General features: G+C 44.2%; 16 protein-coding genes and 2 tRNA genes. 10 read left to right on the top strand and 8 right to left on the bottom strand.

All coding sequences use genetic code 11. The features are described from left to right. Nucleotides 1–102 precede the first annotated feature (102 nt). A complete protein-coding gene (locus ACAY30_RS05835) occupies nt 103–444 on the bottom strand; it encodes a 50S ribosome-binding protein YggL (protein WP_290251466.1) in 342 nt (113 codons plus the stop codon). A gap of 185 nt (nt 445–629) precedes the next feature. Between ACAY30_RS05835 and mutY the strand changes: the two genes are divergently transcribed. The 5 genes from mutY to ACAY30_RS05810 all read left to right on the top strand — a co-directional run bounded on the left by mutY (nt 630) and on the right by ACAY30_RS05810 (nt 4,165). Next, nucleotides 630–1,682, top strand: coding sequence for an A/G-specific adenine glycosylase (gene mutY, locus ACAY30_RS05830; protein WP_290251465.1), 1,053 nt, complete (start codon nt 630–632; stop codon nt 1,680–1,682). A gap of 8 nt (nt 1,683–1,690) precedes the next feature. Then, nucleotides 1,691–1,966 (top strand): oxidative damage protection protein, encoded by a 276-nt coding sequence (locus ACAY30_RS05825; protein ID WP_290251464.1) that lies wholly within the window; start codon nt 1,691–1,693, stop codon nt 1,964–1,966. 398 nt (nt 1,967–2,364) lie between these two features. Further along, nucleotides 2,365–3,627: an OmpP1/FadL family transporter gene (locus ACAY30_RS05820; RefSeq protein WP_290251463.1), complete on the top strand. Its 1,263-nt coding sequence runs from the start codon at nt 2,365–2,367 to the stop codon at nt 3,625–3,627. Nucleotides 3,628–3,929: 302 nt separating this feature from the next. Beyond that, nucleotides 3,930–4,005, top strand: a tRNA-Phe gene (locus ACAY30_RS05815). Nucleotides 4,006–4,089: 84 nt separating this feature from the next. Then, nucleotides 4,090–4,165: transfer RNA gene (locus ACAY30_RS05810), tRNA-Thr, on the top strand. Nucleotides 4,166–4,774: 609 nt separating this feature from the next. On the opposite strand, the gene ACAY30_RS05805 is transcribed toward ACAY30_RS05810, so the two are convergent. After that, complete coding sequence (locus ACAY30_RS05805) at nt 4,775–6,157, bottom strand: amidohydrolase family protein (protein ID WP_290251462.1); 1,383 nt, start codon at nt 6,155–6,157, stop codon at nt 4,775–4,777. An 84-nt stretch (nt 6,158–6,241) separates the two neighbouring features. Then, a complete protein-coding gene (locus tag ACAY30_RS05800) occupies nt 6,242–7,261 on the bottom strand; it encodes an AraC family transcriptional regulator (protein WP_290251461.1) in 1,020 nt (339 codons plus the stop codon). A 285-nt stretch (nt 7,262–7,546) separates the two neighbouring features. Here ACAY30_RS05800 and ACAY30_RS05795 point away from each other — a divergent pair, with 285 nt between their 5' ends. Continuing rightward, on the top strand, nt 7,547–9,046 hold the full coding sequence (locus ACAY30_RS05795; protein ID WP_290251460.1) for an arylsulfatase: 1,500 nt from the start codon (nt 7,547–7,549) through the stop codon (nt 9,044–9,046). Between the two features lie 194 nt (nt 9,047–9,240). Here the strand turns inward: ACAY30_RS05795 and ACAY30_RS05790 are convergent, their stop codons facing one another. The 3 genes from ACAY30_RS05790 to ACAY30_RS05780 form a co-directional block, all read right to left on the bottom strand. Then, the gene (locus ACAY30_RS05790; RefSeq protein ID WP_290251459.1) at nt 9,241–11,499 is read right to left on the bottom strand and encodes a tetratricopeptide repeat protein; all 2,259 of its coding nucleotides are present in this window, start codon (nt 11,497–11,499) and stop codon (nt 9,241–9,243) included. Nucleotides 11,500–11,601: 102 nt separating this feature from the next. Continuing rightward, on the bottom strand, nt 11,602–11,940 hold the full coding sequence (locus tag ACAY30_RS05785; protein ID WP_290251458.1) for a DUF962 domain-containing protein: 339 nt from the start codon (nt 11,938–11,940) through the stop codon (nt 11,602–11,604). Between the two features lie 35 nt (nt 11,941–11,975). Next, on the bottom strand, nt 11,976–12,614 hold the full coding sequence (locus tag ACAY30_RS05780; protein ID WP_290251457.1) for a GNAT family N-acetyltransferase: 639 nt from the start codon (nt 12,612–12,614) through the stop codon (nt 11,976–11,978). 209 nt (nt 12,615–12,823) lie between these two features. On the opposite strand from ACAY30_RS05780, the gene ACAY30_RS05775 reads away from it, so the two are divergent. Continuing rightward, nucleotides 12,824–13,054 carry a DUF2789 domain-containing protein gene (locus ACAY30_RS05775; RefSeq protein WP_290251456.1) on the top strand — a complete coding sequence of 77 codons (231 nt, stop codon included), beginning with the start codon at nt 12,824–12,826 and terminating at the stop codon, nt 13,052–13,054. A 494-nt stretch (nt 13,055–13,548) separates the two neighbouring features. On the opposite strand, the gene ACAY30_RS05770 is transcribed toward ACAY30_RS05775, so the two are convergent. Continuing rightward, entirely contained in the window at nt 13,549–13,917 is a 369-nt protein-coding gene (locus ACAY30_RS05770) for a DUF3192 domain-containing protein (protein WP_290251455.1), read from the bottom strand. 236 nt (nt 13,918–14,153) lie between these two features. Between ACAY30_RS05770 and ACAY30_RS05765 the strand changes: the two genes are divergently transcribed. Next, a complete protein-coding gene (locus ACAY30_RS05765; RefSeq protein WP_290251454.1) occupies nt 14,154–14,462 on the top strand; it encodes a hypothetical protein in 309 nt (102 codons plus the stop codon). A 148-nt stretch (nt 14,463–14,610) separates the two neighbouring features. On the opposite strand, the gene syd is transcribed toward ACAY30_RS05765, so the two are convergent. Beyond that, nucleotides 14,611–15,168, bottom strand: a complete 558-nt coding sequence (gene syd, locus ACAY30_RS05760) for a SecY-interacting protein (RefSeq protein WP_290251453.1) — start codon at nt 15,166–15,168, stop codon at nt 14,611–14,613. A gap of 82 nt (nt 15,169–15,250) precedes the next feature. Here syd and queF point away from each other — a divergent pair, with 82 nt between their 5' ends. Beyond that, nucleotides 15,251–16,099 (top strand): NADPH-dependent 7-cyano-7-deazaguanine reductase QueF, encoded by an 849-nt coding sequence (gene queF / locus ACAY30_RS05755; RefSeq protein ID WP_290251451.1) that lies wholly within the window; start codon nt 15,251–15,253, stop codon nt 16,097–16,099. Nucleotides 16,100–16,517: 418 nt separating this feature from the next. Further along, nucleotides 16,518–17,867, top strand: a complete 1,350-nt coding sequence (gene ppnN / locus ACAY30_RS05750) for a nucleotide 5'-monophosphate nucleosidase PpnN (RefSeq protein ID WP_290251450.1) — start codon at nt 16,518–16,520, stop codon at nt 17,865–17,867. Nucleotides 17,868–17,877 lie beyond the last annotated feature (10 nt).

Below are 17,877 nucleotides of genomic sequence, written 5' to 3'. Positions count from 1 at the left end.
CAGGTTAACGTCAATAACATTGCATAAAAAATGAAAACGGCGCGTATTATAAAGCCTTACCGCTGAAACACAACGACATTAGCCTGTCTGTCAAAAGCTCTGTTACGACCACCACACATCGTAAAGCGGTGACACCACGACCGATTGTGCGCCGTGTTCGACCAGCCACTTTTCTACCCGTTGGCGATCTTCCTCTGTGCACTTACCGAGCTTTTGCGTACAGACTAAACCGCTCCAATGCAAATCGCCCTCACCGCCAAAGCCGAGTCCGTGCGGTTCAATGGCCTCGGCAAAAAATTGATCGATAAACATATCGATGTCTTCACTGGTGGTTGAGTCGGCAAATGACCAGGTTACATCAAACCCCAATTCTTGAAACTCATCAACGCGCAGTTTTTTGCGCAAACGGCGACTGCGGTTTTTCGCTTTGTCTAATACAATCATGGCACCTTACCTAAACACAGTGAATATGGCGCAAGAATAGTTTCAAAACGCCGATTTGCCAAGTTTTACCTGAGCCAATTTAAGATGCGCACTTTTTTCTCTTTGTCGATTTGGTTACACTGGCGCAATTCACGCAGGCATTGAAAAGCAAGCCGGCACAAGCGATAAAAAGAGAACCCCCGAATATGTCATTTAGTGACAAAGTGCTGACTTGGTACGACGAACAAGGTCGAAAAGACCTTCCTTGGCAACAAAATAAAACCCCATATCGAGTATGGATTTCTGAAATCATGCTCCAGCAAACTCAAGTTGCCACGGTTATTCCCTACTATCAGCGCTTTATGCAATCATTCCCAACCATTATCGATCTTGCTAACGCCCCGCAAGATGACGTATTACACCACTGGACAGGGCTGGGCTATTACGCCCGAGCGCGCAATTTACACAAAGCGGCGCAAATTATGCGAGACGATTACAGCGGGCAGTTTCCAGTCGACATAGAACAAGTGATGGCCCTGCCGGGTATTGGCAAAAGCACGGCGGGAGCCATTTTGTCGTTGAGCTTGGGTCAGCACCACCCCATTTTAGATGGTAATGTAAAGCGGGTGTTGGCTCGTTTTCACATGGTTGAAGGCTATCCTGGGTTAGCGCGGTTTGAAAAGCAATTGTGGCAATTAACGGAAGAACTCACCCCAACAGCTTGCGTGCAACAGTACAATCAAGCGATGATGGATTTAGGAGCTATGGTGTGTACCCGCTCAAATCCAGGATGTGTCAGTTGTCCATTAAAAGACGATTGTCAGGCGTTTTTTCACGGTCAACAAAAAAACTTCCCTGGTAAAAAGCCGAAAAAGGACAAGCCGGTTAAACAAACCGCTATGTTGTTGTTAAGGCAAGAGCAGCAAATATTAATGTACAAGCGCCCTGCGACGGGGATTTGGGGTGGGCTGTATAGTTTTTACGAGTTATCCGATGCGTCACAGTTGCAACAAAAATTGACAGAACTTGGTTTACAGGCAAGTTCAGAGCAACAGCTCGACACCTTTCGCCATACATTTTCACATTTTCACCTTGATATAACCCCGCTTATTGTTGATGTTACGCCATTGGCAAACACAGCAAATATTAATGAAAATAATCGCCAGCTTTGGTACCATTTAAGCCAACCAATGAACGTAGGTCTGTCTGCCCCGGCAAAAGTGCTGTTAGATAACCTGCAAAACCCTGCCCATAAGTAGAGATAACAATGAGTCGAAAAGTATTTTGTCAACACTTTAAAAAAGAAGACGACGGCCTAGATTTCCAATTTTACCCTGGTGACGTTGGTAAGCGCATTTTTGATAACATCGGCAAAGAGGCTTGGGGAATTTGGCAAAAGAAACAAACCATGTTGATCAACGAGCACAAGTTATCAATGATGAATGCCGAAGATAGAAAGTTTCTTGAACAAACCATGGTGGCGTTTTTATTTGAAGGAAAAGAGCCGAAAATTGAAGGCTATGTCCCTGAAAGCAAAGCCTGATCTTTTTCGCTTAAGCTTGGGCACATAAGCTTTTGCGTATGTGTTTTAGCGTTCAATCATTGGCGCGTGTCACTTAGCCATGTAAAGACACGCGCCCATCTCTCCCTGCTGTTTATATAACATACATATCACTTTTTGCACGCCCTCGAGCGCTGTTACCTTCGAGCGCTGAGCGATGACTGCAAATTAGGTGTTTACTCTGCCCCATGAAATGTCACCGATATTGGCCGTGGTAAATCAGCCTAAATTTATAGTGACAACACTGGCGCTGTTATCACGTAGCTGTGCACTCAATGAAAATCGGTTATTAGATAGACGACTCGAGTCTATAACCAGCCTATACCTATATAACCAAAAGCTATACAATTCGCGCCAATTCGAATTTTTAGGTATATATAATGAAGTTAAATTTAGGTATGTCGATAGTTATTCTCGGTAGCCTGTTATCAAGCTCAGTTTTCGCGACCAATGGCTACTTTCGCCATGGCTATGGCCACAACAGCGCGGCAATGGCCGGTGCAACGACCGCTGCGGCTCAAGACGCCATAGCTGGGGCCTACAACCCAGGCAGTATTTGGCAAATAGAAGACCAAATGAGTATTGATTTAAGTTTGTTTTTACCTGACCGTAAATTCACCGTATCTGGTACTGAACCACAAGATATTCCCGCACAACAAATGCCACTGCAACTCGGTAGCACGACATCGGGAAAAACTGGCTTTGCGATCCCAAACATTGGCTATAAAACCACGCTGAACGATCGCTGGGCAATGAATATCGCCGCCTTTGCCCAAGGTGGTATGAATACCAGTTACGCAAAATCGGTATTTGCTGCTGGCAATACCGGCGTCGATCTGTCGCAGCTATTTTTATCCGCCTCGTTCGCTTATAAAGTCGATCAGCGAACCCAAATCGGCTTTGCCCCCATTGCGGTATATCAGCGATTCTCAGCCGAAGGGCTTACCAGTTTTGCGAGCTTTTCAGCAAATCCCGACGCCGTGTCAAACCGAGGTTACGATAATAGCTATGGTTATGGGTACCGTATCGGTATTGCACACAGGGTGAGTGAGCAGATGACTTTGGGCGCTAGCTATCAAGATATTTTAGAGGTTACCAAATTTGATAAATATAGCGGACTGTTTGCCGAGCAAGGGCGCTTCGATGTTCCTACCACTTGGAACGTTGGCGTGGCGTGGCAGCAAGGCGATTTGCTGTTAACACTCGACCATCAAACCATTAAATACGCCGATGTTAACGCAATTGGTCATGGTTTCATGCCGGCATTTGCGCAGATCATGATGGGTAGCACAGATCACCTTTTAGGTGCCAAGTACGGGCCGGGATTTGGTTGGCGAGACATGAGGGTTGCAAAAGCAGGTTTAGCTTATCGCCTTGCCAAAGGTACCTTTCGCGCTGGGATAAGTTACGGCAAGCAACCGATTGAGCAAACAGAAGTGTTATTTAATATCCTCGCCCCTGGCGTGCAAGAATGGCATTTCACCGCTGGCTACGAATATCAACTAAACAATGGTGATGCGCTATCTCTAAGCGTGATGCATTCTCCTAAAAAACAGATCAGCGGTTTACACCCTGCCAATCAACAGCAACAAATAAGCTTGTCTATGGAGCAATTTGAAGTAACGCTTGGTTATCGCTTTTAGTATTGTCGATGATTTGTTCAAGGCCCCAGCAGTTTGCGCGGCGCTCGACGTACAACAGTGTTACACTGTCAGTGGCAAAAAAGTATTAAGTGACGTGCAAAGCGTATCAAACATGCGCTATACCTATTTAACGTCTTTACCGCCTCAGTGGCCACTTTTTGGCCACTGATATGACTAATTGGCCCTCAGTTAACGAAAAAACAGCGTAATTGAACTATTTTTAAGCGATCGAAATATTTTTTAAAAAAAAGTGTTGACCTATGCAACGAAAAACAGTTTAATAGCGCCCGTCTTCAGGACACGCCCAGATAGCTCAGTCGGTAGAGCAGGGGATTGAAAATCCCCGTGTCGGTGGTTCGATTCCGCCTCTGGGCACCATATTTTGTTAATGGTGATTATCACGGTTAACGGTGCCAAAGTATAAGCAATAATACATTGCTGTTACTGCACACAGTTTTGTGTGCCGACTTAGCTCAGTTGGTAGAGCAACTGACTTGTAATCAGTAGGTCGCCAGTTCGACTCCGGCAGTCGGCACCATTTATACAATAAGCCCTAGTAGCAATACTGGGGCTTTTTTGTGTTTGTCGTCCATCGAACCGCCCTACTGATTTGTAATCAGTCACTAAGATAACAGCGCAGTTCGATTCCAATAAACGGCACCATTTAAAACGAAGAAAGCCTCAACGTAAGTTGGGGCTTTTTTTGTATCTGTCATCCATCAAACCGCCCTACTGATTTGTAATCAGTCGCTAAGATAACAGCACAGTTCGACTCCGATAGTCGGCACCATTTAAAACGAAGAAAGCCTCAACGTAAGTTGGGGGCTTTTTTTGTTTCAGGATGACGACAACGGAGCTATCTCTGGCACGACTGCATGGATGCAGGAGTTAGAATGAAGCAGGATGCCCGAATCGGGTCGGCACCATTTATACAATAAGCCCTAGTAGTAATACTGGGGCTTTTCTGTGTTTGTCGTTCATCAAACTGAGCTACTGATTTGTAATAAGTCGCTAAGATAACAGCACAGTTCGACTCCAATAAACGGAACCATCTAAAGCTTACAGGGCTTTAGAGCTTTAAGGCTTTAAGGCTTTAAAGCTTTAGGGCCTTAGGGCCTTAGGGCTTTAAGGCTTTAGGGCGGTAGCACTACAATGCCTCAAGCAAAGTAGTAAACTCTTGCCAAAGGCTTCGCTCCTCAATAGCTTTATCACGCATCGCACTGAGTTGCTGGCGAGAGTACCAGTGGCCATTTTTGATCACCGCTGCTGGATGTTTAAGGGTTGTTAAATCGTCAATTGGATTACTTTTTGTAAAGATAAAATCAGCGTTAAATGAGCGTGCTACCTTGCCCATTTGCGTATCTAGTTTTAACGCCTTCGCGGCATTTACTGTGGCCGCAGCTAATACATCAAAGCTAGTCAAACCCGACTCTTGCATCAGTTGCATTTCGGTATGTGTGGCAATACCATGAGGTGATAACAAAACACCAGAGTCCGACCCCACCAGTAGCTCAACCCCGTGTTGGTTGAGAATCTTTGTTGCCTGTTGTAAAAACTCCATCGTCCGCAAGTTATGTGCGGCCATCTGATTTGATGAGGTTAACCAACGTTTTACCTGATCTCTTTTGGCTTGAAACTCAATAATACTCGGTGTGTACTTTAGTGGTTGTTGTTCAAGGTAATGATGTTTTTCATTACTCAATTTTGTCAGCTGGTAAAAAATGTTCAATGTTGGCGTAACGGGTACCTTTACTGTGCTGATCTGTTTGGCAATAGCGGGCAATTTATCCCCATTTAACTGGTGATTCAAAGGTCCTTGATAAATATCTTCAACATGTTCGAACGATTGCAAGCCGGTTAGTTCGGTGAGCGGCATATCACCCGATGCGTGAGGACCGTGTTTTGCCACAGGCATATTACGCGCCTTTGCCTCTTGGACAATGGCACTCAGTGTCTGTTGATTGAGACTGCCATAAGCCTTGATTAAGTCATAGCCTTGTTTGTGGTATGTCGCCACCGCGTATTTAGCCTCCTCGGCGGTGTCTACACCGTGCTGCAAAAGCGCGTCCTTGTCACCAGAGATTATTGGACTACTCACGGTCGAAGTACTGCCGAGCATCTCTCCTGTCGCTATTTGGTCGCGCCATTGCAATTGTTTTGGCACACCATTCATCACCCTGACATGAGTCACGCCATGGCTTAAGGTCATCAAATAAGCCGCCGGTTCATAGATATGTACGTGCATATCGATCAGTCCTGGGGTAAGGAAGCCGCCATCACCGTCATAGTGTTTTATGCCGTCAACAGGTGCTTTAACATCGCGCTCTTGTTCACTAACAATGGTTTCAATGATACCGTCTTTTACATAAACCCTTCGATTGTGCAGTATCTGCCGATGCTCAACATCAACAATATTCACATTGCTTATGATAAAGCTATTGTCACTTTGCTCAGATGGCGCCGATACAGCGCTCGCGAATATCAAAAAGGCCGACAGCAAAGCTGTTGTTATACAGGTTGGTAATTTCATTGTTAACTCCTCTAAAATCTTGTTGAGAAATTAACATGTCAGTCTGTTAAGCGCGTCTAGGATCGTGATTTTAGCTGGTGATAATCACGATCCTAGGCTTAGTTTGTATTCCGATGGCGTTTTTCCAGTGAGCTGTTTAAACACTTTATTAAACGATGCTTTCGAGCTAAACCCTGCATCGAAAGCAATATCCGTTAATGACGCGCCACCGTTAACTCGCAGTTTTTCACATACGGTGTTAACTCGAAATTGATTGATGTACTCGTTAAACGATTTCTTGGTGTGCAAATTAATCGCGCGCGATATATCTCGAGTTTGTATGCCCGTTAATTCGCTGATTTGCGCGAGCGTCAAGCGCGGAGTTAAATACCATTGATTGTCGACGATAAGCTGGTTTAACTCTGTAAATAATGACTGATACTCTGTGTCATTAGAGCTTTCCTCATTGCCCTGTTTCGCGTCTCGCTCACTGGGTGTGGGTAAACCTTGAAAACGTGAAAATTTGTAGATGAGCACCATACTAGCTATTAACCAGACGAGATTATTAACGCCCTGCCCGAACACATTCAATTCATATGGCAACACAGGTTGTAAATTCAATCTGGCAAGGTCAACTAAATTAAATAAGGTTGTTATCACAAGCAACCACACCAGCCAATTAAGAGAATACTCATCGGCGTCTGAGCGCTGCTCATCTATGTACAATTTATATTTAACTAACATGGTCGCGGTAATAAAAGCGTATATCACCCGCCAGGCTGTACCTACGGCAATAATAATGTGTACATAAGAGGTGAATGGCAATGCCAATAGTACTGGTAGCAAGTGCCAATAATCTCGTTTGGTTAAATGACGATTAAACGCGATCTTAGCCGCCAAATACGTTGCTGGACCAAACAGCATAATAAATAGCGGGCTTATCAAGTACCAATCTCGGGTGATACCCGTTTCTTCTACTATATTAATCAAACACGCCAGTGCGATAAGGCATAACAATAAAGCGATGCCCTTAAATTGTTCTATTCGCCACAATAACAAGAACCCTAAGATACTCACGGTTATTGTGCCCGACTGAATTAAATTGACGACGCTAAGTGAATCCATTACTGATCAACAAACTTAATGTTTGCCAAGATTGTGGCATGTATTGATAAAACTGTAAATGACACCATAAGAGATGCCGAAAACAGGCTATAAACACCTCAAACAAGCCTCGATGGTGACGATGCTAAAAAAACAGTTTTACTAAGTTTGACTCGGTTTGAACTCGACTTTATAGGGCTCAAAATGGCTCGCCTTTTAGTATTTTTAACAACTAAAACAATGACAAAAATTGACTATAATTATCAACGTAGAGCGAAGTTGTCCGTTAAATCCTGAGGAAAACTTATGAAACAATTACTATCTATAGCGCTGTTTGCTCTGGTATCTACCGCCAGTACAGCCGCAGATGACAAGCCTAACGTATTAGCCATCATGGTAGACGATGTGGCACCGATATCGCTCAGTGCCTATTCACACGGGTTGACCTACCCCACTCCCAACATTGATCGCATCGCCAATGAAGGTGCCTTGTTTACCGATCATTATGCCCAACCTAGCTGTACGGCTGGGCGAGCGGCGTTTTTAATGGGCGCCCTTCCTATTCGAACCGGTTTAACCACGGTCGGCCAGCCTGGTAACCCTCTTGGTATTAAAGAAGAAGACCCCACGCTCGCCGAGTATTTAAAAGACCGCGGATACATGACCGCTCAATACGGTAAAAATCACTTAGGTGATTTAGACGAACATTTACCTACCAAACACGGTTTTGACGAGTTTTACGGCAATCTATATCACCTAAATGTGTCAGAAGAGCCTGAGCAAGCTGACTATCCAACAGATCCCAAATTTATCAAAAAGTTTGGACCTCGAGGTGTGATTGAATCGTACGCCAACGGCAAGATAATCGATACAGGCCCACTAACGCGCAAACGCATGGAAACGTTCGACGAAGAAGTTTTAGAGCGTTCGTTAAACTTTATGGAGCGCGCAGTAAAAGCCGGTAAACCGTTTTTTATTTGGCATGCAACAAGTCGCATGCACGTATATACCCATTTAAAACCAGAAAGCCGTCATTTAGCCACGGGGATTAGCTCTGAAGAAGATATATTTGGTAGTGGCTTAATGGAACACGACGGTCATGTAGGACAACTACTCGATAAACTGGATGAGTTAAAAATTGCCGACAACACCATTGTTATTTACACCAGTGACAACGGTCCTGAGAGTTCTAGCTGGCCTGATGCCGGCACCACCAAGTTTAGAGGTGAGAAGATGACAACTTGGGAAGGTGCTGTTCGCGTACCATTTTTGGTTCGCTGGCCCAAACAAATCCCTAAAGGGTTAAAACTCAATGGTATTTCATCGCACGAAGATGTTTTCCCTACTATTGCGGCGGCATTGGGAGAAAAAGATCTGCGCAGTAAGCTTGCTAAATCACACAAAGTGTATATCGACGGCGAAAATAATTTAGACTACTGGACGGGCAAAACCGATAAGTCAGCTCGAAATTTCTTCCTTTACTATTACGAGTCGCAATTAACCGCAGTGCGTTTTGGTCCGTGGAAAATGCACTTTGCAACCAAACCGACCGGGTTGTATTACGACGATATGGTTACCCACAGCATGCCCAAATTGTTTAACTTGCGCAAAGACCCCATGGAACACTACGACGGGGTGACCGGTTTCCATCAAGTGATGCGCAAAAGTTGGATCATGCAGCCGATTATTTCTGGCTTAACCGAGCACGTGAAAACATTTTCTAAATTCCCACCTCGTCAAGAGGCAGCGTCGTTGAACATTAACGAGGCAATAGAGAAAGCGAAGTCATTAAATCACGGCCATTAACGCTCACATTAATCATGTAAATACACGTATAAACAAAAGCCACCTGAGTATCTGGTGGCTTTTTATTTATACGCTTCACCTGCCCTATGCTCACCTGTCGATAACAAATCCTAGCGCGTTCCTGCGTTACATACTCGACTTACACCCGCGAAGAGCAAGTCAAAACCGCAAGTATTAACGTAGCCATTTATGATCTAGTGATTTGTGCTCATTAGCTTTATCTGTTCAATCAAGTGTTCAATCTGCCGATTGTTAGGAACCAATGTCGACAAGTGGTTTGCGTATTTTAAAGCTTGGTCATATTGTCGCAAGGCCAAGTGTGTTTGGGTCAAACTATAGCTGATATCAGGGTTGTTCGGGCTTAGTTTGAACGCTTGGTAAAACGCATTAAGCGCTCGTGACAAATCGCCCATATCTTGTAATAACAGTGCATACGCGTAGTGAAAGCGAGGATTGTCGTTGGCGTACTTTGACGCTCTCGCTAAATATTCCAACGCTTGCGATTTTTGTTGTTGGCGAATAAGCCCCATTGCCAATGCGTAATTGAGATCGCTATTAGTTGAATCAACCTTTAACCCGCGTCGCAACACCTGCTGAGCAGCCCCCTCGTCTGCTTGGCGCCGGTAAAGGTCGGCTAAATTGATATAGGCAGGAATATAAATAGGCTCTATTTCAATGGCCTTTAAATAGTGCTGTTTTGCTTGCTCTTGTTGATTTAAAGCCAACGCAAGATTGCCTAAATTGGTATGAGAAAAGCCTCGTTCGGCCTGATACTTTTGAATCGACTTGTATTCCTCAAGCGCTTTGTTGAGTCGGGTGATGTCATGCTCTGATAATGAGTTAGCCTCATTTTCGAGCAACATTGGCGACAATACTCGAGCGGCTTCTGCTCTAACTGCGAGCAAATTATCATCCAATAACGAGTTGATCATCCGCCAGCGATGCTGAATATCAAAAGCTTGTGCGGCGAAAATAGCAGCCTGACGCTTAAGCGGCTCGGTGTCTTTAATCGCTCGAGTGATTGCGATAATGGCGTTTTTATCCGCACTAGTCACCAGTCTATTCAACGCCGAGGCACGCACAATGTCAGGTGCTCGCTGATCTTGTACAATTTGAGTTAACATCGCTGACGCATTTGGCATGCGATTATCGGATGCGTGAAACGCTAACGAAAAGTGCTCTTGGGCCATGTATTTTGATGCTGGATGCCATTGTTTAATACTGTCTACGGCCCACTGCGCAGTTTTATCATCATGACAACTATTACAGGCATTTGGCGCTTTGGTTTTAATCGTTAGATCAGGACGCGGAACGCGAAAGCTGTGATCACGCCTTGCATCGACTTTCATATACGTAGTGGCCGGCATGTGACAATCGACGCATTGGCTGCCTTTGGATTCTGGCTTATGGCCATGGTGAATTGGCGTATCGTATAGTGGTGCATCATGACATTGAGTACAGGTTGTATTACCCGCTAATTTGAGATCACCTGAATGAGGGTTGTGACAATTGGTGCAAGTCACTCCTTTGTTATACATTTTACTTTGCAAAAATGAGCCCCACACGTAGTTTTCATCCCAAATTTGACCATCTACGTGGTAATATTCGGGTGTCAGTAGCGCGGCTCTAAACTGCTCAAAAAACTGATCCGGTTGGGTTCGATCAGCAAGTTGAGAGCGGCGGGCATGACAGGTGGCGCACACCTGTACCTGTTCGCTATTCACCAATGGCTCGGCGCTGACTAAACTACCGTCCGGTTGACGTAAAAATGCTGATGTTTTGGCCTTTAGGCTGACTTTAAAACCTTTGTCTACTGACCGCTGGTCGCCTTGAGCCCAAGTTACGTGCTCAGTCGCATCACCGTGGCATGCTTGACAGCTGACGTTGATATTGCGATACGTGGAGTCGAATGAATTATTATTTATGTCGTAGTGCTTTTTAAACTCTGTCGAGTGGCAATCAGCGCACATGTGATTCCAATTTTGACCTTTCTGCGACCAGTGGAATAAATCATGCGGTTGTTGTTCAGGGTGCAATACAAACCATCGTTGACCACCTTGCTCTTTAGAGCGAGAGTCCCACGCAAAGGGAAACAACTGAATGTGACCATTGCCCATATCGAACATATATTGTTGTAGCGGGTAGTAGCCAAATGAGTATAAAACCGGATACTCGGTGAGTTTGCCGGTTAAATCCGGCATTGCGATGATTAGTTGCTGATCTTTGCTAAAAAATCGCACAACCTGTTGCTGGTATTCGAGCGTTTGATTATCAAAATTACCCAACACCTTGGTTAAAGACGCCTTGCCCATTGCGTGATAGTGATGTGAGCTTTGCCATTGTTCTACTTGTGTTTTATGGCAACTAACACATTGTTGCTCTGCCACCGCTTGAAACGTGGCATAAAACGCCAAGGTAAACCACAAGATCAACAAGCATAATGGTCGGATCATAAAACTGTCTCATTATTGTTTTTAACTGACATATAAATAAGGTATAACCGGTGCTAACAAAATTACAATCTGGCAAAGGTAATCAATAGCACGCAGCCCTATTTAGCGCTTAAAAATAGCAGACACCAATCGGCCAATTTGTTGAAAAAACATCACCCAATCACCAATAAAACTGTACAGCGGATAGCTAAACGTTGCCGGCTTATTGCGTTCAAAAAAGGCATGGCCTATCCAAGCAAAGCCGTAACCGACGAAGGGCAACAACCACAGCAACTGGTATTGGGACGTGACTAGTGCATAAGCGAGTATAACGAGTACTAACGCACTGCCGGCAAAGTGCAGTGCTCGGCAGCTTGGGTTTTGGTGTTGCGATAAGTAAAATGGATAAAATTCGTGAAAACTTTGGTATGCCGTTTTACTCACGGTTTGCTTGTTTGTCATTCTGCTCTCGCTTAGCATATTTGTTTGCGTTGGTATTACTCACCACGATAGTGCACCATTACCGGACCGGTTACCTCACCGACGCTGATTTGAGTAAGAGTCTGGTAGTCGCATTCATCAAAAAAACTCTGATATTTTTGCGTGGTGACATATACCACTACCCCTTCTGATTCGGCATCATCGGCAAAAGTGGCGTTAACCGCTGCCATCAAATAATGACCAAAGCCGTGGTGCTGATGTAATGGGTGAATGGCAATAAATGACAATATGTGAAACCGCTTAAACGGCACAGCGTCGATCAGCTTGTTCTCTTTCTCAATCATTTGCTTGGTTGATACATAGCCGGCCGAGAGCATCATTTTTAAACGCCAATGCCAAAAGCGCTCAGAACTGAAACCGCTATCAGGACAATGCAGGCAGGCGACGCCAACCAAGGCTTCACCGCTATAAAGCCCCAAGATGGGTTGTTGCGCTTGCCAAAACGCCGCTAATTCTTCGCGAATCGCGCCTCTGAGCTTTTGCTCATAATCACCACTCCCCGTGTCAAATATCGCCATAAACACCGGATCATCGTGATACGCTTGAAAAATAAGTGATGCCGCTAGCTTGAGCTCGGCGGCGCTAAGATAAGCAGCGCGAACATCAGCGTCGGTTTTTAATTGCACATCATTCATGGTCAACTCTCCTTTTGCATAACTGAACACTGACGCCCGGTATCGAATATCGCTGAACACAAGTGCTATTAATGTTTAAAATTTAAACATACTACGCAAAATGTCGGCAAGTCAAATATTGGTCTAAAGCTAAAAATTTTCTATACTGCAAAGGTGTTAATACGTTAATTATTTTCGCTCATAGAGCAATAGATGTTATGAGGTCTAGCATGGATTTATCGCACCATTCACTTGAACTTTTATTTGAGCAACTTGGCCTTGAAAGCAGCCCAAAAGCAATGCAAGCTTTTGTTGAGCATAACAAGGGCTTGCCGCGCGACATGCATTTATCAGACGCTCCATTTTGGAGTGACTCGCAAGCGCGTTTTTTACAACAGGCGATAGAACAGGACTCAGATTGGTGTGAGGTTGTTGATGTATTAGACAGTATGCTGCGCTGATCGGTTAATCATCGCGGCCATATCTATTGATCATAAACTCGGACGTGTTGATCTTTGCTGTTCATTTTTGCAGCGAGTTGTTTGCGAATTTTACAAGGCAATGACTATAACGTTAAGTCATCTAAACAAATAGGCGTTAACAAAGCAGAAATTTAAAAAAAAACGCTGCCCACAGAGGTCTGCCTAAATTCTCCCTGCTCTGTAATATCTGATATTTACATAGATGACTATGCTGTATGACAGCTATTTTGATCAGAAATCATTTAGGTTGAACAAAATTTGTACCAAAAAGATCTGCTGGTCTAGAAGTAGTAAGTCAATAGTTGATGTCGCCAATCACGACACAGTATATGTATGTGCTTTATAGATTGCGTGCTTGCCAACTGACAATTTTATGGAGGATTGACAGGATAAATGCGCCAGAAAAGCGAAGGGCCAACGCTGCTATTGCTACCAGCACTGACCCCATCTGTGTTTTAGTATAGACGCTTAAATTAAATTTGCAAGTACGCGCTATCACCCCAAGATGTTAATTTTCCTTGCTTAAAAACCAACGGCGTACATTCGTCTTTGGTGGTCATGCCATCCGCCTGTTTGCGATTAGTGCGATAAAAAAGTACTTGTATGGTTTGTCCATCTTTTTCATAAACTTCACTAAAGTCAGCCACGCCCATCATTTCCAAAGCTTGCTGATATGGGGTGCCAATCTGCAGCTGGGCAATTTTTTTGCGATTTTCATACTCAGTATCAGCCCGGTTAAAGTGAATAGATTCACCATCTTTATCGGTGGAAACAACAATACACCCTGGTAACGTCACAACCAATGGCGCAATAACTAATAAAGCAGATAGTGATTTTTTCATCGTATTTCTCTCTTAATCGGTAATTCTAATTTTTTGTTTATTTTTGATAAACTAGCCAGTGAAAAAAGGCGTAGTCTGATGTCATCACTTTAGATTAATACAATAAGCTTGCCAACTTTCATAACATGTTGATTTTTAAAAACTTACAAATCAACTAAAGATTCTTCAGGTGACATTGTTAGTGAAACTCGCTATTATTTTGCCAATTTGACAACAATTTTACGCAATTTAAAATTATGGATACTCTACAACAGATCTATCAAGCGTGTAGCGCGCTACAAAAACAAAATAAAACGCCCTCGGTTGCTTTGCTAAAAGCGAGGCTTGCGGCGGGCACGCCATTGGCGGTAATTATTAAAGGCTTACAAGCTTGGCAAAAAAATCCCGCATTAGGTGACGTGGCGCTTGATCCGCGTAAAGAGCAGACCACAGATGCAACACAAGACCCACTAGATAAGCGCATTAGTGAAGCTATCCGCCCGCTGCAACAGCAAATCGATGCGTTATCGAAGCAAATTGACGAATTAAAAAAACAGCGGGGCTAAAAATGTCGCCACACGAATTGTCGTTGTATAGTCTTACCGCAATAACATACACAGGTTATCACAGGGTCAACGCCTTGCTATTAAGGGAAACTAAATCGCCTGTTAGTCATAGCAACAGACGAGAAAACTCGCTGCGAGTAGAGTTTACTTACAGAGGCTCTGCTCGATAGCGCAGTTGAGCTAAAAAGGCCTCCAGACTTTCGGCGACAAATTTATTCGGCTCAAGCCCTACCGGTTCAGCCCAAACCTCACCACTGTCGTTTTTAATCACTAGGTTGATCTCTTCGGCATCGGTGACCGCAAAAAATACTGTGTCCGCTTGGTTAAGTCGGCGTTTCATTAACACGTGACCAATGAGGTTTTGCTGTAAGCGGTCAAAGTCTTCACGGCTCCATGCAAATAGCAACTCAAGGGCGCCTTCATCACAATCACACGGGATCGCCTCCGAGTAGATCGCGGTAAAAAACTGCTTAATGTCGGGGTGTAAACTGATACCTAAGGCACTTTCAACGTTATCAAACGATAAGTTGTCGCTAATTTGAACCGGTTTCCATGCTGACATATTGTCGCCGTCAACGTCGCCTATTTCGCACTCAGATGGCCAGTTTGGGTCATGCTCAACACGCGGTAACCCACCGTGTTGTTGCTGACAGAAGGCAATATAATCATTTGCAAAGTTTACTAGGCTTTTTTGTAATGAACTCATAGGCTAAAATACACTGTATATATGACGATTTACTCATATTACACCGAACCTATCATTTTTAATACCATCAAAAAGTTAGCTTATGTCGAAATATTCAAACCGCGATGAACTAAAATCACTGGTCTTAGGGAAAACTACTGACTATACCAGCGAATATTCACCGCAATTATTACAAGCCGTGCCCCGTTCGCTCAATCGCGACGATATTAACGTCTCGGCGCCATTGCCATTTCAAGGAGAGGATGTGTGGTATGGCTACGAGTTGTCATGGCTAAACGCTAAGGGAAAGCCGGTGGTGGCGGTGGCAGAATTTCGCATCCCCTGTGAAAGCGACAACTTAATTGAATCGAAGTCGTTTAAACTGTACTTAAATAGTTTTAACCAAACGCGTTTTGACAATTGGCAACAGGTACAAGAAACCCTGTGTAAAGATTTATCGGCAACCGCTAACGCCAGTGTCAACGTCGAGCTTTTTGCCGTAGATCAATGCCCTGCACTAGCCATAGCCGATATTGACGCGAGCTGCATTGACGACATCGATATAGCCATAGACAACTACCAATTTGACCGCAATTTATTAGCCGCATCAACCAATGCCAACGACGCACAAGTGAGTGAGCAATTGGTATCGCACTTGTTAAAGTCAAACTGTTTAATCACCAATCAACCCGATTGGGGCAGCGTTTACATTAGCTATACTGGGCACCCCATTGATCGGGAAAAATTGCTTCGTTACATTATCTCCTTTCGCCAACACAACGAATTTCACGAACAATGCGTTGAGCGAATTTTCACCGACATCATGGCGTTTTGTCGTCCCAAATCGCTGACCGTGTTCGCTCGCTATACCCGTCGCGGTGGCTTAGACATTAATCCATATCGCTCAACCGAGCACGCTGTCGCTCCGCAAAACAGAACATTGCGCCAGTAGCCACTATCAGCCAAGGGGAATTACTATGCGGTGTTGCCAAGCGCAGACAAACACCGCATAACCTCATGGCAATAAGGTTAACCCGATTCAGCCTGACCAAGCGCATTTTGTATTAAACGGCGGTATTGATACTCTCGTGCTAATCTGGTGAGCTAACTCATAGAAAAAATAGCCGCTGACGGTCTTCCCTCCCTCTTTACCATCCTTATCTCTCTATAAATTTCAAATTTATAACAATAACTTAGAGTAAAAAATATTAGTGATTCAATGGATTATCTCTTGTGCCAATTTTTATTTGCACTAAAATAAAAATTAGACCAAGGCAAAGTCATACTCAGAATAAATCATTTTGTCACTTGGTTTTCCCGCTATCGGATTATAGCGACCATTTTGCGCCAGTCGTATCTAAGGGGTGCCTATGCAAATCGAATTAAATCCTGTTGGCAATATGTGCCTGTTATCACCGCTTGAAGTCGATTTATTACAGCAATCAGCGAATTCAGAATTGTATCAGTTGTATCGCAACTGCTCGTTAGCAGTTCTCAATGTTGGCAGTGACACCGATGATGCTGAAGCCATTTACGAAACCTACAAAGATTTTGAAATTCAAGTACTCAAACGCGAGCGAGGGGTAAAACTGCGCTTGATCAACCCACCGTCGCACGCGTTTGTTGACGGAACTATTATTCGCGGTATTCAAGAGCAATTATCCGCTGTCTTGCGCGATATTTTATTTATCTCCAGCCGGTATTTATGCCAACCAGAACCGACCACGCAAAATCTGACCACGCACACCGTGTTTGACATCATTCGCAATGCCGATGCGATTAAACTCGATAGTGAGCCTGGCCTAGTCACGTGTTGGGGCGGTCACTCAATTAACCTTAGTGAATATGCCTACTGTAAAGAAGTCGGCTATGAATTAGGCTTGCGACACATGAATATTTGTACCGGCTGTGGTCCAGGGGCTATGAAAGGGCCTATGAAAGGCGCGACATTTGGCCATGCCAAACAGCGCAACGGGCTGGGCCGCTATATCGGCTTAACAGAGCCAAGTATCATCGCCGCAGAGCCGCCAAACACCATAGTTAATGAATTGGTGATTATGCCCGATATTGAAAAACGACTCGAAGCCTTTGTCCGCCTGAGTCATGGCTTGATCATTTTTCCAGGTGGTGCTGGTACCGCCGAAGAATTGCTATATGTATTAGGGATTTTATTACACCCTGAAAATAAACTGCAAAAATTACCCATCGTACTTACAGGGCCAAAGGAGTCGGCACAGTACTTTGCTGAGCTAGATAATTTTATCGCCCAAACGCTGGGTGCTGATGCTCGTAATCTATATCAAATTATTATTGATGATGCCGAGCAAGTCGCTCAATATTTAAAAGATCACATAGAATCAGTGATCGGTTATCGCAAAGCCGTGGGCGATTCATATCACTACAACTGGACCTTAGAAATTGAACCGCAGTTCCAACAACCATTTGAACCGACCCACGATAACATGGCAAACTTAACCTTGACTAAAAATATGCCGATAAATGAACTAGCGGCTAACTTACGGCGGGCGTTTTCGGGCATTGTTGCCGGCAACGTAAAGCCCGATTGGGTCAAGCACATTCGCGAGCACGGTCCATACCAAATATCTGGTGATAAAGAAATTATGACACACATGGATAACCTGTTATCATCATTTGTAAAACAACAGCGAATGAAACTTCAAGGCGAATATACGCCATGCTATAACATAGTTTCTCAATAACACGGATTTA

This window comes from Thalassotalea ponticola (assembly GCF_041379045.1).
In the GTDB taxonomy this organism is placed as follows: Bacteria; Pseudomonadota; Gammaproteobacteria; order Enterobacterales; family Alteromonadaceae; genus Thalassotalea_A; species Thalassotalea_A ponticola.
The sequence above is the reverse complement of the archived record's forward strand: the minus strand, read 5'-3'. Positions and strand labels throughout refer to the sequence as shown.

Bases quoted from the DNA above. Each gene is read 5' to 3' on its own strand.
- ACAY30_RS05835 (WP_290251466.1), bottom strand. From the start codon at position 444: ATGATTGTATTAGACAAAGCGAAAAACCGCAGTCGCCGTTTGCGCAAA.
- mutY (WP_290251465.1), top strand. From the start codon at position 630: ATGTCATTTAGTGACAAAGTGCTGACTTGGTACGACGAACAAGGTCGA.
- ACAY30_RS05825 (WP_290251464.1), top strand. From the start codon at position 1,691: ATGAGTCGAAAAGTATTTTGTCAACACTTTAAAAAAGAAGACGACGGC.
- ACAY30_RS05820 (WP_290251463.1), top strand. From the start codon at position 2,365: ATGAAGTTAAATTTAGGTATGTCGATAGTTATTCTCGGTAGCCTGTTA.
- ACAY30_RS05805 (WP_290251462.1), bottom strand. From the start codon at position 6,157: ATGAAATTACCAACCTGTATAACAACAGCTTTGCTGTCGGCCTTTTTG.
- ACAY30_RS05800 (WP_290251461.1), bottom strand. From the start codon at position 7,261: ATGGATTCACTTAGCGTCGTCAATTTAATTCAGTCGGGCACAATAACC.
- ACAY30_RS05795 (WP_290251460.1), top strand. From the start codon at position 7,547: ATGAAACAATTACTATCTATAGCGCTGTTTGCTCTGGTATCTACCGCC.
- ACAY30_RS05790 (WP_290251459.1), bottom strand. From the start codon at position 11,499: ATGATCCGACCATTATGCTTGTTGATCTTGTGGTTTACCTTGGCGTTT.
- ACAY30_RS05785 (WP_290251458.1), bottom strand. From the start codon at position 11,940: ATGACAAACAAGCAAACCGTGAGTAAAACGGCATACCAAAGTTTTCAC.
- ACAY30_RS05780 (WP_290251457.1), bottom strand. From the start codon at position 12,614: ATGAATGATGTGCAATTAAAAACCGACGCTGATGTTCGCGCTGCTTAT.
- ACAY30_RS05775 (WP_290251456.1), top strand. From the start codon at position 12,824: ATGGATTTATCGCACCATTCACTTGAACTTTTATTTGAGCAACTTGGC.
- ACAY30_RS05770 (WP_290251455.1), bottom strand. From the start codon at position 13,917: ATGAAAAAATCACTATCTGCTTTATTAGTTATTGCGCCATTGGTTGTG.
- ACAY30_RS05765 (WP_290251454.1), top strand. From the start codon at position 14,154: ATGGATACTCTACAACAGATCTATCAAGCGTGTAGCGCGCTACAAAAA.
- syd (WP_290251453.1), bottom strand. From the start codon at position 15,168: ATGAGTTCATTACAAAAAAGCCTAGTAAACTTTGCAAATGATTATATT.
- queF (WP_290251451.1), top strand. From the start codon at position 15,251: ATGTCGAAATATTCAAACCGCGATGAACTAAAATCACTGGTCTTAGGG.
- ppnN (WP_290251450.1), top strand. From the start codon at position 16,518: ATGCAAATCGAATTAAATCCTGTTGGCAATATGTGCCTGTTATCACCG.